Below are 14,788 nucleotides of genomic sequence, written 5' to 3'. Positions count from 1 at the left end.
TAACTATTAACCCATCAGGATGCTTGAACCATTAATCATACAAGCATCCTGATATTTTGAAATTAGACATGAAAGTAATTGATCACATTAATCAAGCTATCGAAAATAAAACCACACATTTTTCTTTTGAGCTTCTTCCTCCTCGAAAGGGGAATAGCATTTATAAGGTATTTAATACTATTGATAAGCTCAGGGAGTTCGATCCAAAATATATCAATATCACCTCGCATTGCGATGAGGTTATTTTTGCTGAGGCGGCGAATGGAACTTTTCAGAAGTTGTTGATAAATAAACGTCCGGGAACAGTTGCTGTAGCTGCTGCCATTAAAAATAAGTATAAAGTTACTGTTGTTCCGCATGTTATCTGTCAGGGCTTTACACCCGAGGAGACCGAGAATGCTTTGATTGATTTAAATTTTCTTGATATACAGGATCTCCTGCTCTTGAGAGGAGACTCATCCAGACGTCATGAATTTTCGACTCGTGAATCGGGGCACAATTATGCCATAGATCTTATCGAACAAGTGAACCAGGTGAACAGAGGGGAATATCTTGACGGAACACATACCGAAGCATTCGAAACACCTTTTTCATACGGTGTTGCCGGTTATCCCGAGAAGCATGAGGAAGCGCCCAATCTTGATTCTGATATTTATTATTTGAAGAAGAAAGTTGATGCTGGCGCTGAATATATTGTCACACAAATGTTTTTCGATAATCAGAAATTTTTCGAATTTGAGAAAAAGATTCGAGCTGCGGGTATTACGGTGCCTCTGATTCCGGGCATAAAACCCATTTCGGCTTTGAGTCAACTCAATTTACTTCCTCAGGTTTTTAAGGTTGATATACCCGAAGCTTTAGCCGCTGAGGTTCGGAAATGCAAAACCAATGAGCAGGTTCAGGCTCTGGGTACCGAGTGGGCGATTCATCAGAGTAAGGAACTTGTAAAACATGCTGTGCCTTCCTTACATTTTTATTCGTTTATGGCTAGTAATTGTGTGAGAGATATCGCCAAAGCCATTTTTTAAAATCAAGTTATATTGAAGATTCACCCGGGAGTTCTATTTCAATCGTTGAAATAGAACTCCCGTTTTTTTTAGCCATTTATTACTTGTTCTTTTGTCGTGGAAATCACAAAAAATGGCTGGCAAGCACTGTGCTGTCAAACTGCGGTTTGTTCTCCGTGTTAATACGGATGAATTTTGACAAAATGTTTTTTTATCCATACTCATTTAGGTAAAACCTGAAAAATTGCTTTTTTACTCAATATTAAAATAACGAAGTCTGAAAAATGAATTTTTTGCTTAATGTCAAAAGGACAAAGTTTAAAAAAATGATATTTTGCACAATATCAAAATGACAAAGCATGAAAAATTGCTTTTTTGCTCAATGTCAAAAGTACAAGGCAAAAAATGAGAACGAAACAGCAATAGAGGAGGTTTGAAACTTAAGGTCGGAACTTATTGAAACATCATTGCAATTATTTTATCAATATCAGAACCTATTTTATTCATTGTCGTATTAGTTAAAATTTAATTCAGAGAATGTAAATCCTTTGTCGGAGAATTTAAATTAAAAGTCGGACTAAATTAATGAATGGTCGGATTTATGTTTCGCCCTAAAAGTGGTCGTTGAGTTCGTTTTTAAGGCGTATATTAACGTGCTGAAATAGGATGATTAATGAATGCTGTTGACAGTCAGTTGTTATTGATTTTATTTAATGCAGAATAATAAAAAATAGATATTATAAATGGGGGTGTCGTTTTATAAATTTAGACAAGAGGAATTGCCTGTCGTAGGGGCGTTACTCTTGCAGATGTTTGTGCGTGACCGAAGTTCTTTTGAAAAATTTTCTCCGGAGTATAAGGGGGAGTTCTTAACGATCGTTGAGACTCAAATTCAGAAGGTTTTGGGGTTGACTCAGGCTGCGACATTAAGGGCTGAGATTAAGAAAAAGACTGCTGATTTATACAATTGCGTTGATGCGATTATTCCCATTTTAGATTTGATTGCTGCCTATGCAAAGCGTGCAGGGGCTTCTCTAAACATAAAGGCTTCAGATTTTGGCATAACGCAAGCGAAAAAAGAAATCCGAAAAAGGAATATTGAAGGCGTTTGTACGAAGGTGAAAGTTGTTGAGCAAAATATTGCCAATAATCTAAATGCACTTAAAGAACGCGGATATACTGAAAAGTTGGGAGCCGAGCTTGTTGAAATGACTCAGAAAGCCTACAAGCTTAATTTGATTCAGGAAGAAAAGATAAGGGAGAAAAAACAACGGGTTGCTGATAATCTGACAGAGTATACGCTTTTGTGGTGCTTTTTAAAAGATCTTTCAGAAACTGGAAGGCTGTTGATGAAGGCCGATCAACAAAAATGTGATGCTTATAAATTTTGCAACATTATAAAACAAGTTCGTAAACCCAATACTGAGAATACGAACAAAGGAGATAATATTAAAGAAAAATTAAATCAGGTTGTTGTGCCTGAAGAAGTTTGATTTGGAATTAATATTAAGTACGTAGTTGTACATAAAAGCACCCTTTGTTTGAGGGTGCTTTTTTATGATTCAATATTTAGGCAAACTGATTGATAATCTTTTGAGCCGTGACTTCGGACAGTTTGATGTTTGATTCATGTGTCCAACCACCAACATGGGGGCTGAGAAGTACATTATCGGCATCAATCAGATATTTAAAATCATCAGGCAGTTCGTTGGCATGCAGATCTTCAAACGAGGTTTTTTCGTATTCCAACACATCAAGACAAGCTCCACGAACCTGACCTGTTTTAAGATGCTTTACCAAGTCGGATATCTTCACAATCTTACCTCGGGCCGTGTTAATTAGGAAGAAGGGTTTTTTGAACTTGCCTAAGAATTCATCATTCACCATAAACATTGTTTCTTCGGTTTGAGGGATATGCAGACTTAAAATATCACAGGTGTCGAAAAGATCCTGCAATTGTTTTTCTTCGCAAAACTCATCGGAATAATCGAACTTGTATTTGTCGTAGGCAATCACTTTACAGCCAAAGCCTTTCAAGCGTTGTGCAAAAGCACCTCCCATATTGCCATAACCAATGATTCCAACGGTTTTTCCTTTAATCTCAAGGCCACGATTTTCTTCTCTTCGCCACAAGCCCATGCCCACTTCCGTATTACATCTGCAAAGGTTGTTGAATAGGCAAAGCAGCATGCCAAGTGCGTGTTCGCCCACTGCATCACGATTTCCTTCAGGGGCATTAAAGCAGGTTATGCCTTTGCTCTCGGCATAAGGCACATCAATATTCTCGAGACCAGCTCCCACACGACCGATAAATTTTAGACGTGTGGCTTTATCAAGCTCCGCTTTGGTTAATTTGAATTTACTCCGAATGATAAACCCATCGAATTGATCGAAAATTGCTAACATTTCGTCTTTACTTAATTCGGGTGTGTATTGGCAGTCGAAACCTGCTTCTTCCAGCATTTCAAGTAATCGTGGGTGTGTGGAATCTATAAATAGGACTTTTTTTGTCATTTAAGTGTGCAATTGTATGTTATAATAAGCTTGTGGGATATAGAAATTTTGTTTGTTATCAGTTCTCTCTGTCTGATGTGTACAGGTGTTGCTGCATACAGAAACATGCCTGCAACTTGAAGTTGTTGAATTAACAAATCAACGCATCATCTGATCAACTTAATCTCTACCCAAATTCACCACAAAACTAGCTCTATATCCTCTAACTTTATTGTTTTCGCCACAAATTTCGTAGCCAAACATGAGTGATTTCACTTTTTTCTGAAGTTGAGCGTTTTCTTTATCCCAATACCATTCTTCTTGAAACTGAATATTACCAATATTGTTTTGATTGCCATTTTTCTTTAAAATGGCTTTTATTTCAGACTTGGTGAGAAGGTGGTTGTCGAAATAATCGTAGGCTTTCAACTTTCCAGTCAATACAGCATGAATAATATCTCCCGACATTTGTTTTATATCGGTATTCTCCAGACATTCAGTTTGCCATTCATCATTGCTATCCGGATTCTTGACGAGAACTTCGTAAGTGATCGGTTTTGCAATAGTTTGGCCTTGAATTGTTGTTGGGCTCTTTATGCTTTGGGTACCAGATGACTCACAAGATGATAAAACGAGTGAAGCAAACAGTGCCATAAGAAATGATAGGTTTGCTTTTTTCATGTTGATAGATTTTGGTTTTATTGCAATGCGATAAAGAAAACATTGGCGACAATAATCAGAATGAATGGTTGTCGCCAATAATTTAGAGTCGATACTATCGATTAAAAGTTAATCGTTTGCCTCGAATTTCTTCGTTAATTTGTCCTTGATTATAAACAAGCTGACCATTCACAAAGGTTTGATCGACTTTGTAATGGAAACGATCGCCCTCGAAAGGTGACCAGGCACATTTATAAAGGATGTTTTCTTTGTTAACTGTCCACTCTTCTTCTGAAAGCAGGACTAAATCAGCAAAGTAACCTTTACGGATATAACCTCTTTTTTCAACCTGGAAAACATCGGCAGGTGCATGACACATCTTCTCAATCACTTTTTCAAGGCTAATCTTTCCTTTGTGGGCAAATTCCAACATGGCAACCAATGAGTGTTGAACCAAAGGACCACCACCAGCGGCTTGCATATAATTACCGTCTTTTTCTTCAACGGTGTGTGGTGCATGATCTGTAGCTATAACATCCAGACGATCGTCAAGTAAGGCTTCCCAAAGTTTATTTTGATCAGCTTCTGTTTTAATTGCCGGATTCCAACGAATTCTGGCCTTTCTTTGGGCATAATCCGAATCGTTGAATCTTAGGTGATGCACACAAACTTCCGAGGTAATTCGTTTATCCTTTGCAGGAACTTTATTGTCGAACAATTCCATCTCCATTCCACTTGATAGGTGAAGAATATGAAGTCGGGTATTATATTTTTTAGCCAACTCTATGGCTTTTGATGAAGATTTGTAACAGGCCTCAGCTGAGCGAATTTCACCATGATAATCCATAGGAATATCATCGCCATACTTTTCACGGTACGCTTCAAGATTTGCATCAATAGTTGGACTATCCTCACAATGGGTTGCGATAAGCAAAGGTGCTTTTTCGAAGATTTGCGATAGGGTATCAATATCGTCAACCAGCATATTTCCCGTTGAAGAACCCATAAAAATTTTGATTCCACAAACATTCTTTGGGTTGGTTTTAATCACTTCCTCCAAATTGGTATTAGAAGCTCCCATGTAAAACGAATAGTTTGCAAGCGATTTTTCTGCACCTAACTTATAGCGCTCTTCAAGTAGTTCCTGACTCAACGTTTGTGGTTTAACGTTAGGCATATCCATAAACGAGGTGGTTCCTCCTGCAACAGCAGCTCTTGATTCTGTAAACAGATCGCCTTTTTGTGGCATGCCCGGATCACGGAAATGAACCTGATCGTCGATGACACCAGGAATTAAGAGTTTGCCTGTGGCATCAATCACCTGCCAGTCGGATTCTATATTCTCAGGGCATCCTGTAAAGATTTCATGAATTAATCCATCTTTAATCAGAACACTACCAATGAATTTTTGGCCCTCATTTACGATTAGGGCATTTTTAATGAGTTGACTTATCATTTTGGTTGTTTATAGTGTAGATTTAATAATATGCAAATTAAGGAATTTCAAGCTTTTAATCACCATTAAAATTATTTTTAGAATGCTGCTTAAGTTTAAAATTGCGTGTGCATGAAAAACTCCTTAAAAGAAATAAGCCTTTATAAGGAGTCTGTATATTTTATATAAAAATGATTGCGTAAGGTTTTAGGCTCGTTTGTATTTTCTGAAATAGCTACGAAGTTTCATTTTGACAACTCCCCAAACGGCTTCATTAAAGATGCCACCACTCATTTTTGAAGTCCCTTCAGTTCGGTCTGTAAAAATAATAGGCACCTCGATAATGTTAAAACCGTATTTCCAAGTTGTAAATTTCATCTCAATTTGGAATGCGTAACCGATGAAGCGAATTTTATTGAGTTCGATGGTTTCCAATACTTTTCGGGTGTAGCAAATAAATCCAGCCGTAGCATCATGTACTTTCATCCCCGTAACAAATCTCACATACTTTGAAGCGAAATAAGACATCAAAACTCGTCCCATAGGCCAATTCACCACATTAACTCCCGAAACGTAGCGCGACCCAATAGCTAAATCGCCTCCTTTATTGGCGCAGGCATCATGCAAACGAATCAGATCTTCAGGGTTGTGTGAAAAATCGGCATCCATTTCAAAAACATAGTTGTAGTGGCGTTCCAGACACCATTTAAAACCATCGATATAGGCAGTCCCCAATCCGAGTTTCCCTTTACGTTCAAGAATATGTAGCTGATCAAATTCCTTTTGTAAATTCTTAACAATTGCAGCGGTTCCGTCAGGTGAATTATCTTCTACAATTAGGATGTCAAAGTCAATGTCCAGTGAGAAAACCTTTCTAATAATGGCTTCAATATTTTCTTTTTCGTTGTAGGTTGGAATTATAACTATGCAATCAGTCACTGAGTGAGAATTTAGAGTTAATTTTGATTTCGAACACGAATATAGTACATCTGTTTGATTTGCCCTCCTATGCTCCTGTTAAAAAGATAAAAAAGGATTTGTTCGGATATCTGGACAGATGTTGTAAAGATTAAAATCAAATTTATTATTCTATTGTGAAATTTAATCAATTAGATATATATTTGCATCGAAGCAATCGTTATAAACCGCTTCAACATATTTATTGTTTCTTCAGGGCAGGGTGAAATTCCCGACCGGCGGTGATAGTCCGCGAATCGAAAGATTGAACTGGTGTGATTCCAGTACCGACAGTAGAGTCTGGATGGGAGAAGAAAACATACATTAATTCGATTGATGTTTCCATTGGGAGAAATCTCATTGGTTGATAATATTATTAAGCCCTGAATAGTAATGACTATTCGGGGCTTTTGTTGTTTTTTGCTTAAAGCAGATTTTATTTTGAGAACAGATCAGGATTATAAATACATGCAACTGGCCTATAATCTGGCTAAAAAAGGATGTGGTGGCGTAAACCCAAATCCTTTGGTTGGTGCTGTTATAGTGAAAGATAATAAAATCATCGGAGAAGGTTACCACGAAATTTTTGGTGGGCCCCATGCCGAAGTGAATGCTTTTCGTTCTGCTAAAGAATCAGTTGAAGGAGCAAGCATGTATGTGACTTTGGAACCCTGTTCTCATTACGGGAAAACGCCGCCATGTGCTCAAGCCATTGTTGACAATAAAATTGCGCGTGTGGTCATTGGGATGTTGGATCCAAATCCATTGGTTTCAGGAAGAGGCGTAAAGTTGATGCAGGATGCGGGAATCGAAGTTGAATCTGACTTTTTAAGTGCTGAATTGAGTCAGATGAATCGTGTTTTTCTAAAGTATATTCAAACTAAGTTGCCTTACGTGATTATGAAAACAGCAATGACTCTTGATGGGAAAATTGCCAGTCGTACAGGTGATTCACGTTGGGTATCTAATGAGCAATCGAGAGCCAAAGTGCATGAGTTGAGAAATGAATTGATGGCGATTATGGTTGGTGTCGATACAGTTATTGCTGACGATCCAATTTTAACGACTCGTCTGGTTGGTAATAAAAAAGGAAGAAATCCAATTCGAATTGTAGTGGATAGTCAAGCTAGAATTCCTTTGGAATCAAAATTATTAAATACGCCAGCTGAGGCAAAAACCATTGTTGCTGTAAGTTCAAAAGCAAATACAGAAAAGCTATCTCGGATAGAGGCAAAAGGGAATGAAGTCCTATTCGTTGATGAAAAAAATGGACGAGTTGATTTAAACGATCTCATGTTAAAATTAGGTGAGAGAGGAATTGACGGAATTCTTTTGGAAGGTGGAGCTACGCTTAATTATGCAGCGCTCGATGCCCAAATTGTGGATGAAGTACACGCCTATATTGCGCCTAAGATAATTGGCGGGCAAAGTGCAAAGACACCAGTTGGTGGTGAAGGAATTGAATTGATGAATGATGCGGTGAATTTGCAGAATATTCGTTTTGAAAATATAGCCAATGACATTTTAGTGGTTGGAGAAGTTGTCTATTAAGGTATAAAGGTAAATACAAGAGAGAATGTTTACAGGACTGATAGAGGAAATAGGGCATATAAAGGCCATGAAGAAAGGTAGCAACTCAATTCGTTTGACAGTTGCTGCAAATATAATCATGGATGATGTGAAATTAGGAGACAGTATTGCAACCAATGGCATTTGTTTAACGGTCGTTGATTTTGATGCCAATGGTTTTTCTGCAGATGTGATGCCTGAAACAATGAATCGTTCTAATTTTCATATGCAAAAAACGGGGAGCCGTGTGAATCTGGAAAGAGCGCTTCGGGTTGGTGATAGAATGGGCGGTCATATGGTGAGCGGTCATATTGATGGTGTAGGCGAGATTATTTCTCAACAAAAAGATGATAATGCTATTTGGGTGAGTATTTCAGCACCAAAAAATATTCTGAAATATGTGATTGAGAAAGGTTCAATAGCTATAGATGGAATTAGCCTCACGGTTGCTTATGTTGATGAGAAGCAATTTAAAGTTTCAATTATTCCGTTGACGCAGGATGATACGACCTTGGTTTCAAAGAAAATTGGAAGCCTGGTTAATCTGGAATGCGATATGACAGCAAAATACATTGAGAAATTCATGTTTCATAAGGATGAGCCGAAGCGCGAAAGTAAGGTTAGTATGGATTTTCTAAAGGAAAATGGATTTCTATAGCCAAAATAATATTAAATAGTCATTCGATGACTATCCAGAAATATAATCAAATAACAATACAGAAATAACACTATACAGAGATGAAATTTAATACAATTGAAGAAGCGATTGAAGATATCAAGGCTGGGAAAATGATTGTAGTGGTTGATGATGAGGATCGTGAAAATGAAGGTGATTTGTTGATGGCTGCCGAAATGGTAACGCCGGAGGCAATTAACTTTATGGCTCGTCAAGCTGGAGGTTTAATTTGTATGCCAATTATTCAGGAGCGTTTGGATGAGCTGAATATTGATATGATGGTTCAGAAGAATACTGACGCCAAGCAAACAGCTTTTACCGTGAGTATCGATGCTGCTGATTGTACAACAGGTATTTCTGCTCATGAAAGAGCACATACCATTCAGTTGGTTGTTGATCCTAAAGCTAAGGCTGACGATTTCACACGTCCAGGTCATATCTTTCCTTTAGTAGCTCGTAAAAATGGAGTCTTGGTTCGTGCCGGTCATACCGAAGCGGCTGTTGACTTAGCTCGAATGGCTGGTTTGTATCCTGCTGGTGTTATTTGTGAAATCATGAATGATGACGGGACTATGGCTCGTGTGCCTCAGTTGCGAGAATATATCAAGAAGCATAATCTGAAGATGATTACCATTGCTGATTTAATTGAATATCGTCGTCAAACCGAATCGATGATTGAGAAAATTACAGAAACAGCAATGCCGACCAAGCATGGTGAGTTTAGAGCTCATGGCTATGTGAATAAAATTACGGGTGAGCATCATGTTGCACTTGTTAAAGGTGATGTGAATGTTGATGATGAAGTATTGGTACGTGTGCACTCAGAATGTTTAACGGGTGATGCTTTCGGCTCGATGCGTTGCGATTGTGGGGATCAGTTACAGGAAGCCTTACGTCGTATCGAAGAAGAAGGTCAAGGTGTTTTGTTGTACATGCGTCAGGAAGGTCGTGGAATCGGTTTGATAAATAAGCTAAAAGCTTATCAATTGCAGGATGAAGGCTTGGATACAGTTGAAGCGAATTTAGCTTTAGGTTTCAAAGCTGACTTGCGTGATTATGGCATTGGAGCAGCTATTCTATCTGATTTAGGAATTAAAAAGTTAAGATTGATGACTAACAATCCGTTAAAGATTGCTGGTCTGAAAGGTTATAATCTTGAAGTTGTGGGTCGTGAAGAAATTGAAATGACTTGCCACGAAAAGAATGAATTTTACATGCATACCAAGATGGAAAAGATGGGACACATCTTGCATCAGGATGTAAAATGGAATCAAGTAAATAAATAAAAATAAGTAGACACATATTTCAAATCTTAAGAAAATGAATACAATTGAAGGGAATTTAATTGCAGAAGGTTTAAAGTTTGGTATTGTTGCTGGACGTTTCAACGAATTTATTGGAGGAAAACTTCTTGAAGGTGCTATCGATGCGATTAAGCGTCATGGTGCTTCTGAAGCTGATGTTGATTTGGCTTGGGTGCCAGGAGCATTCGAGATTCCATTGGTTGCTAAACGTATGGCGAAGTCTGGAAAGTATGATGCCGTAATTTGTTTAGGAGCGGTAATCAAAGGTTCGACACCTCATTTCGAATATGTTTCAGGTGAGGTGACTAAAGGTGTTGCTAGTGTTTCACTAGATCAGGAAGTACCTGTCATTTTTGGCGTGTTAACAACTGATAGTATTGAACAAGCAATAGAGCGTGCAGGAACAAAGGCTGGAAACAAAGGTTTCGAAGCGGCTGTATCTGCAATTGAAATGGCTAATTTATTAAAGCAGCTTTAATAAAAAGGTTTTTTAACTGAATCACAATCACAGAAAAGAGCACTTGAGAAATCGAGTGCTCTTTTTGTTTTGAGTTGATTACGCTTGATGATTCAAACTTGAGATATTAAAATCGGTCATACTTTTTAAAACCTGGTCGGCTACAACAAATCGGGCTAAATTATTGGCTTTTGTATCAGGTATAGCAATACATTTCATATTCGCAGCAAGGGCTGCAATCACACCATGAAAAGAATCTTCCAATACCAAACATTCCGATGGAGGAACGCCCAACATTTTAGCTGTAGAGATAAAAATTTGTGGATGAGGTTTGCCATATTCTTCAAATTGAGCCGAGTGTACAACTTCAAAATAGGATTCAATATCAAGTTTCTTTAAAACGGCCTTAATTATTTTTAGGTTGGAAGAAGAAGCCAATCCAATTTTATAATTCTGTTTTTTCAAGTCTTCCAGGGTCTTTTTTACCCCGGATAAGGCAACGCCCTTTTCTTGTACGAGTTCAATAACACCATTCACAATTTCTTCGGCGGTTTCTTCTTGTGTTTTATCCTGATTTGGAAATCTTGAAAATATTATAGCTACAACTTCGTCGATTCGTTTACCCATGAAGCTTTCAAAATCATCTTCATTCAGGTTTATACCTCGTTTAGAGAATAAATTCTTTTGACTCATGCGCCAAAAGGGTTCTGAGTCAATCAATAACCCATCCATATCGAAAATTACAGCCTTAATCATTCTGTTTTGTGTTGATTTAATTGTGTGCAAAAATAGCACTAAATTTTTGGACAAGAGCTGATGTTTTTATGAATTGCTTATCTTGCATACTTTTCGAGCATATTTTGCTTTATCAAAGAACAAAAGAAAAATTTCACCGTTAATCTATGTTAAAACAAGGTGTTTCAATGTTGACGCGGAGGGTAATTTTTTATTTTTGTTAAAATCATTTATACTTTATTATGGATATTGTAGTTGAACATCTAACCAAACGTTATGGCCCGCAAAAAGCGGTTGATAACATATCTTTTAGAGTGAAAGCTGGAGAAGTGCTGGGGTTTTTAGGTCCCAATGGTGCTGGGAAAACAACTACAATGAAAATTCTCTCTTGTTTTCTTTCCCCTGAGGAAGGTGATGTGAAAATTGGAGGTTATTCTATCCACGAGCATCCCGAAAAAATCAAGAAACATATTGGCTACTTACCCGAGAATAACCCCCTGTATCAGGATATGAATATTATCGAATTTCTTGAGTTTATTGCTAAAATTCATGAAATTCCGAAGCATCTCATTCAAGAGCGCTTGCTTGATATGGTTAAAGTTTGTGGATTGGAAGGGGAAAAACACAAGTTGATTAGGGAATTGTCAAAGGGGTATCAACAGCGAGTTGGTTTGGCACAGGCCTTAATTCACGATCCCGATATTTTAATCCTTGACGAGCCTACAACTGGTTTAGATCCCAATCAGATCGTTGAAATACGAGAGCTTATAAAGAGAATTGGTAAGGAAAAAACTGTTATTCTGAGTTCCCATATTTTAGCTGAGGTGGAAGCAACTTGTGATCGGATTTTGATTATTAATAACGGACGGGTTGTTGTTGATGGGACAGCTATAGAGATGAGAAAACAGGCACAAGGGAATGAGATTTTAAAAGTTGGCATTTCGGGTGGAGATATCAACGATATTTTTGATAAAATCATGGATATTGAGAGTGTAGAAACAGTTGATTTTATTGATTTTGAAAGTCAACTTCTGGAAGTTCAGTCTTATCCCAATACATCATCGGTGAAAGCCATTTTTGACACCTGTGTCGCAAATAATTATTACATTACTGAGCTAACGCCAATAGAGACAAAGCTCGAGGATATTTTCAGAAAACTAACTACCCACTAGTCTTTTAATTTTAAAATCTAAATTAAACCTTTAATATGAATCAAATAATTCAAATAGCTAAGCGTGAGTTGATCGGTTTTTTTGACTCGTTAATGGGCTATGTTTTAATCATCATGTTTTTGGGATTTAGTGGATTCTTCACATGGCTCTATGGGGATGATATTTTTTTCATAGGTGAAGCAAACTTAAGCATCTTTTTTAAGGTTGCTTATTGGTCCCTTTTCTTTTTTATTCCGTCGCTTACGATGAGATCCCTGACAGGTGAACTGAAGGGGGGAACGCTTGAATTATTATTGACTAAGCCAATTAGTTACTGGCAACTGATTCTTGGTAAATTTACATCGACTTTTGTGCTTATATTCATGGCTTTGACTCCCAGTATCATCTATTACCTGAGTTTGTGGTCTATTGGTTCTGTTGATCATCCGGCTGTAATATTAGGTTATATTGGTTTGTTGATGATGAGCATGAGTTATATCGCTTTGGGAATTTTTTGTTCGAGTATAACTGAAAGTCCTGTTATTGCGCTATTGAGCACATTGTTTATAGGTATTTTCTTTCACCAAATTTTTGAAACAGTAGCCAGTTCAAGTTTAGGACTGGCAGGAAGCATTTTTAGCTCTCTGAGCATGTTCACACACTTTGAGTCTATATCAAGAGGAATTTTTGATCTTCAGGATTTCATTTATTTCTTTTCGATAATCATTTTTGGTTTGTATGCTTCTAAGGAAGTTTTGGTGTCTCGTAATTTGAAAGCTTAATTGAATTTATAGATGAGATTTAAAGATAACGTTGTTGCCCGTTTAATTTTTGTTCTGTCATGTTTAATCATTTTAAACATTCTATCATCCTACGTTTTTTTTCGTGTTGACTTTACAGCTGACAAGCGTTATACACTTGACAAAGTAACAAAGCGAATTCTTCGTGAGGTTAAGGATCCTATCATTATTACGATGTATGTGTCTGAAGACTTACCTCCGGATATCAGTAGAACCATTCGCGATTTTAAGCATCTGCTTACTGAATACAATGCTCACAGTAAGAAACGCATTGAGATTGAAGAAGTCAACCCCAATTCGAATGAAGAACTTGAGATGAAAGCTATTGAAGTTGGGATTCATCCGGTACCATTAGAGGTGAGAGAAAAAGATCAGGTGAAAGTTCAGAAGGTTTTTTTAGGTTTGGTTATTCAGGTTGGGGAGAAATCTGAAACAATTCCTTTGATTCAACCTGGTATTGCCATGGAATACAATCTGTCTACTCTTATTAAGCGATTAACCATTCAGGATAAACCAAAGGTTGGTTATGTGATTGGTCATGGAGAACCTGTTCTTGCAACACTGGATCAGATGACCAAGGAACTTTCAGTTTTATACGATCTTAAAACGATAGATTTGAATACACGTATGGATTTGAGTGAATACAAGGCTATCATGATATTATCCCCTTTCGAAGAAATAAAGCCGAGAGAATTTAGGCGTTTAGATAATTATCTGGCAACCGGAGGTGGTATTTTTGTGGGCATCGATAGAGTGAATGGCATCTTAAATCATGGGATTGGCGTAGGAGTGAATACGAATCTTGAAACCTGGCTGGAAGAGAAAGGAATTTTGGTTGAAGATGCTTTTATTGTAGATAAAAAATGCAGTACGGTGACGGTTCAGGAGAAGAGTTATTTCTCTTACCCTCAGCAATATAATTTTCCTTATTTGCCTTTAATTACAGAATTCTCTGACCATAGTATTACCGATGGTATTGAAGCTATGATTTTACAATTTGCCAGTCCGCTGAAATATGTGGGCGATTCTAGTTTGGTTTATCATGAGTTGGCCTGGACATCGGATATGTCCGGAAAATTGAAAGCGCCAGTGAGTTTCAATATTGGTCAGATTTGGGGTCCAAGTGACTTCTTATATCCAAGACAGACGGTTGCTGCAGCACTTCATGGCCCCATCGTTAGTGAGCAGGAAGCCCGGCTTTGTGTCATTGGAGATGGAAATTTTATTGTAAATGGAGTGGGTGAACAGAAGATTACCATTCAGGCAGATAATATTAATTTTGTTGCTAATGCGATAGATTGGCTGAGTGATGATTCTGGCTTGATGAGTTTGAGAACTAAAGGCGTTCAATCTCGTCCCTTGAAAGAATTAACCGATTCAAAAGTATTATTTATAAAATATTTCAATTTCTTATTCCCTTTGCTTTTAGTTGTTATTCTTGGTTTACTTCAATTCAGACGCAGAAGTAAAAAACGAACACGATTAATGAAAAATGGGGTTGTTAAATAGTCTGATTAGGATTACTTAATGTAATATAAATGATA

At 37.4% G+C, this 14,788-nt stretch carries 14 protein-coding genes and 1 riboswitch; of the genes, 9 read left to right on the top strand and 5 right to left on the bottom strand.

Features of this window, described 5'->3' with window-relative positions; all coding sequences use genetic code 11:
• Positions 1-68: 68 nt before the first annotated feature.
• Together metF and EV201_RS08770 are read left to right on the top strand one after the other, a co-directional pair.
• Positions 69-1,028 (top strand): methylenetetrahydrofolate reductase [NAD(P)H], encoded by a 960-nt coding sequence (gene metF / locus EV201_RS08775; protein WP_130307209.1) that lies wholly within the window; start codon positions 69-71, stop codon positions 1,026-1,028.
• A gap of 722 nt (positions 1,029-1,750) precedes the next feature.
• The gene (locus tag EV201_RS08770; protein ID WP_130307208.1) at positions 1,751-2,500 is read left to right on the top strand and encodes a hypothetical protein; all 750 of its coding nucleotides are present in this window, start codon (positions 1,751-1,753) and stop codon (positions 2,498-2,500) included.
• A gap of 76 nt (positions 2,501-2,576) precedes the next feature.
• Here the strand turns inward: EV201_RS08770 and EV201_RS08765 are convergent, their stop codons facing one another.
• From EV201_RS08765 to EV201_RS08750, 4 genes are all read right to left on the bottom strand, one after another.
• Positions 2,577-3,521 (bottom strand): 2-hydroxyacid dehydrogenase, encoded by a 945-nt coding sequence (locus EV201_RS08765; RefSeq protein ID WP_130307207.1) that lies wholly within the window; start codon positions 3,519-3,521, stop codon positions 2,577-2,579.
• 159 nt (positions 3,522-3,680) lie between these two features.
• Positions 3,681-4,181 (bottom strand): hypothetical protein, encoded by a 501-nt coding sequence (locus EV201_RS08760; RefSeq protein ID WP_130307206.1) that lies wholly within the window; start codon positions 4,179-4,181, stop codon positions 3,681-3,683.
• Positions 4,182-4,275: 94 nt separating this feature from the next.
• Positions 4,276-5,616 carry a dihydroorotase gene (locus tag EV201_RS08755; RefSeq protein WP_130307205.1) on the bottom strand — a complete coding sequence of 447 codons (1,341 nt, stop codon included), beginning with the start codon at positions 5,614-5,616 and terminating at the stop codon, positions 4,276-4,278.
• Between the two features lie 186 nt (positions 5,617-5,802).
• Positions 5,803-6,534, bottom strand: a complete 732-nt coding sequence (locus tag EV201_RS08750; protein ID WP_130307204.1) for a polyprenol monophosphomannose synthase — start codon at positions 6,532-6,534, stop codon at positions 5,803-5,805.
• Positions 6,535-6,757: 223 nt separating this feature from the next.
• A riboswitch (FMN riboswitch) is annotated at positions 6,758-6,872 on the top strand.
• A 121-nt stretch (positions 6,873-6,993) separates the two neighbouring features.
• Between EV201_RS08750 and ribD the strand changes: the two genes are divergently transcribed.
• The 4 genes from ribD to ribH all read left to right on the top strand — a co-directional run bounded on the left by ribD (position 6,994) and on the right by ribH (position 10,579).
• The gene (gene ribD / locus EV201_RS08745) at positions 6,994-8,103 is read left to right on the top strand and encodes a bifunctional diaminohydroxyphosphoribosylaminopyrimidine deaminase/5-amino-6-(5-phosphoribosylamino)uracil reductase RibD (RefSeq protein ID WP_207224422.1); all 1,110 of its coding nucleotides are present in this window, start codon (positions 6,994-6,996) and stop codon (positions 8,101-8,103) included.
• A 25-nt stretch (positions 8,104-8,128) separates the two neighbouring features.
• Positions 8,129-8,779, top strand: coding sequence for a riboflavin synthase (locus EV201_RS08740; protein ID WP_130307203.1), 651 nt, complete (start codon positions 8,129-8,131; stop codon positions 8,777-8,779).
• Between the two features lie 80 nt (positions 8,780-8,859).
• Positions 8,860-10,083 carry a bifunctional 3,4-dihydroxy-2-butanone-4-phosphate synthase/GTP cyclohydrolase II gene (locus EV201_RS08735; protein WP_130307202.1) on the top strand — a complete coding sequence of 408 codons (1,224 nt, stop codon included), beginning with the start codon at positions 8,860-8,862 and terminating at the stop codon, positions 10,081-10,083.
• A gap of 34 nt (positions 10,084-10,117) precedes the next feature.
• Positions 10,118-10,579 (top strand): 6,7-dimethyl-8-ribityllumazine synthase, encoded by a 462-nt coding sequence (gene ribH, locus EV201_RS08730; RefSeq protein ID WP_130307201.1) that lies wholly within the window; start codon positions 10,118-10,120, stop codon positions 10,577-10,579.
• A 78-nt stretch (positions 10,580-10,657) separates the two neighbouring features.
• Here ribH and hxpB read toward each other — a convergent pair whose 3' ends face one another.
• Complete coding sequence (hxpB, locus tag EV201_RS08725) at positions 10,658-11,314, bottom strand: hexitol phosphatase HxpB (RefSeq protein WP_130307200.1); 657 nt, start codon at positions 11,312-11,314, stop codon at positions 10,658-10,660.
• A gap of 221 nt (positions 11,315-11,535) precedes the next feature.
• Here hxpB and EV201_RS08720 point away from each other — a divergent pair, with 221 nt between their 5' ends.
• The 3 genes from EV201_RS08720 to EV201_RS08710 are packed head-to-tail and all read left to right on the top strand — an operon-like array spanning position 11,536 to position 14,753.
• Positions 11,536-12,465 (top strand): ATP-binding cassette domain-containing protein, encoded by a 930-nt coding sequence (locus EV201_RS08720; RefSeq protein ID WP_130307199.1) that lies wholly within the window; start codon positions 11,536-11,538, stop codon positions 12,463-12,465.
• A gap of 35 nt (positions 12,466-12,500) precedes the next feature.
• A complete protein-coding gene (locus EV201_RS08715; protein WP_130307198.1) occupies positions 12,501-13,226 on the top strand; it encodes an ABC transporter permease subunit in 726 nt (241 codons plus the stop codon).
• 12 nt (positions 13,227-13,238) lie between these two features.
• A complete protein-coding gene (locus EV201_RS08710) occupies positions 13,239-14,753 on the top strand; it encodes a GldG family protein (RefSeq protein WP_130307197.1) in 1,515 nt (504 codons plus the stop codon).
• Positions 14,754-14,788 lie beyond the last annotated feature (35 nt).

This window comes from Ancylomarina subtilis, from assembly GCF_004217115.1.
GTDB classification, from domain to species: domain Bacteria; phylum Bacteroidota; class Bacteroidia; order Bacteroidales; family Marinifilaceae; genus Ancylomarina; species Ancylomarina subtilis.
This window is presented reverse-complemented; position numbering and strand designations above follow the sequence as displayed.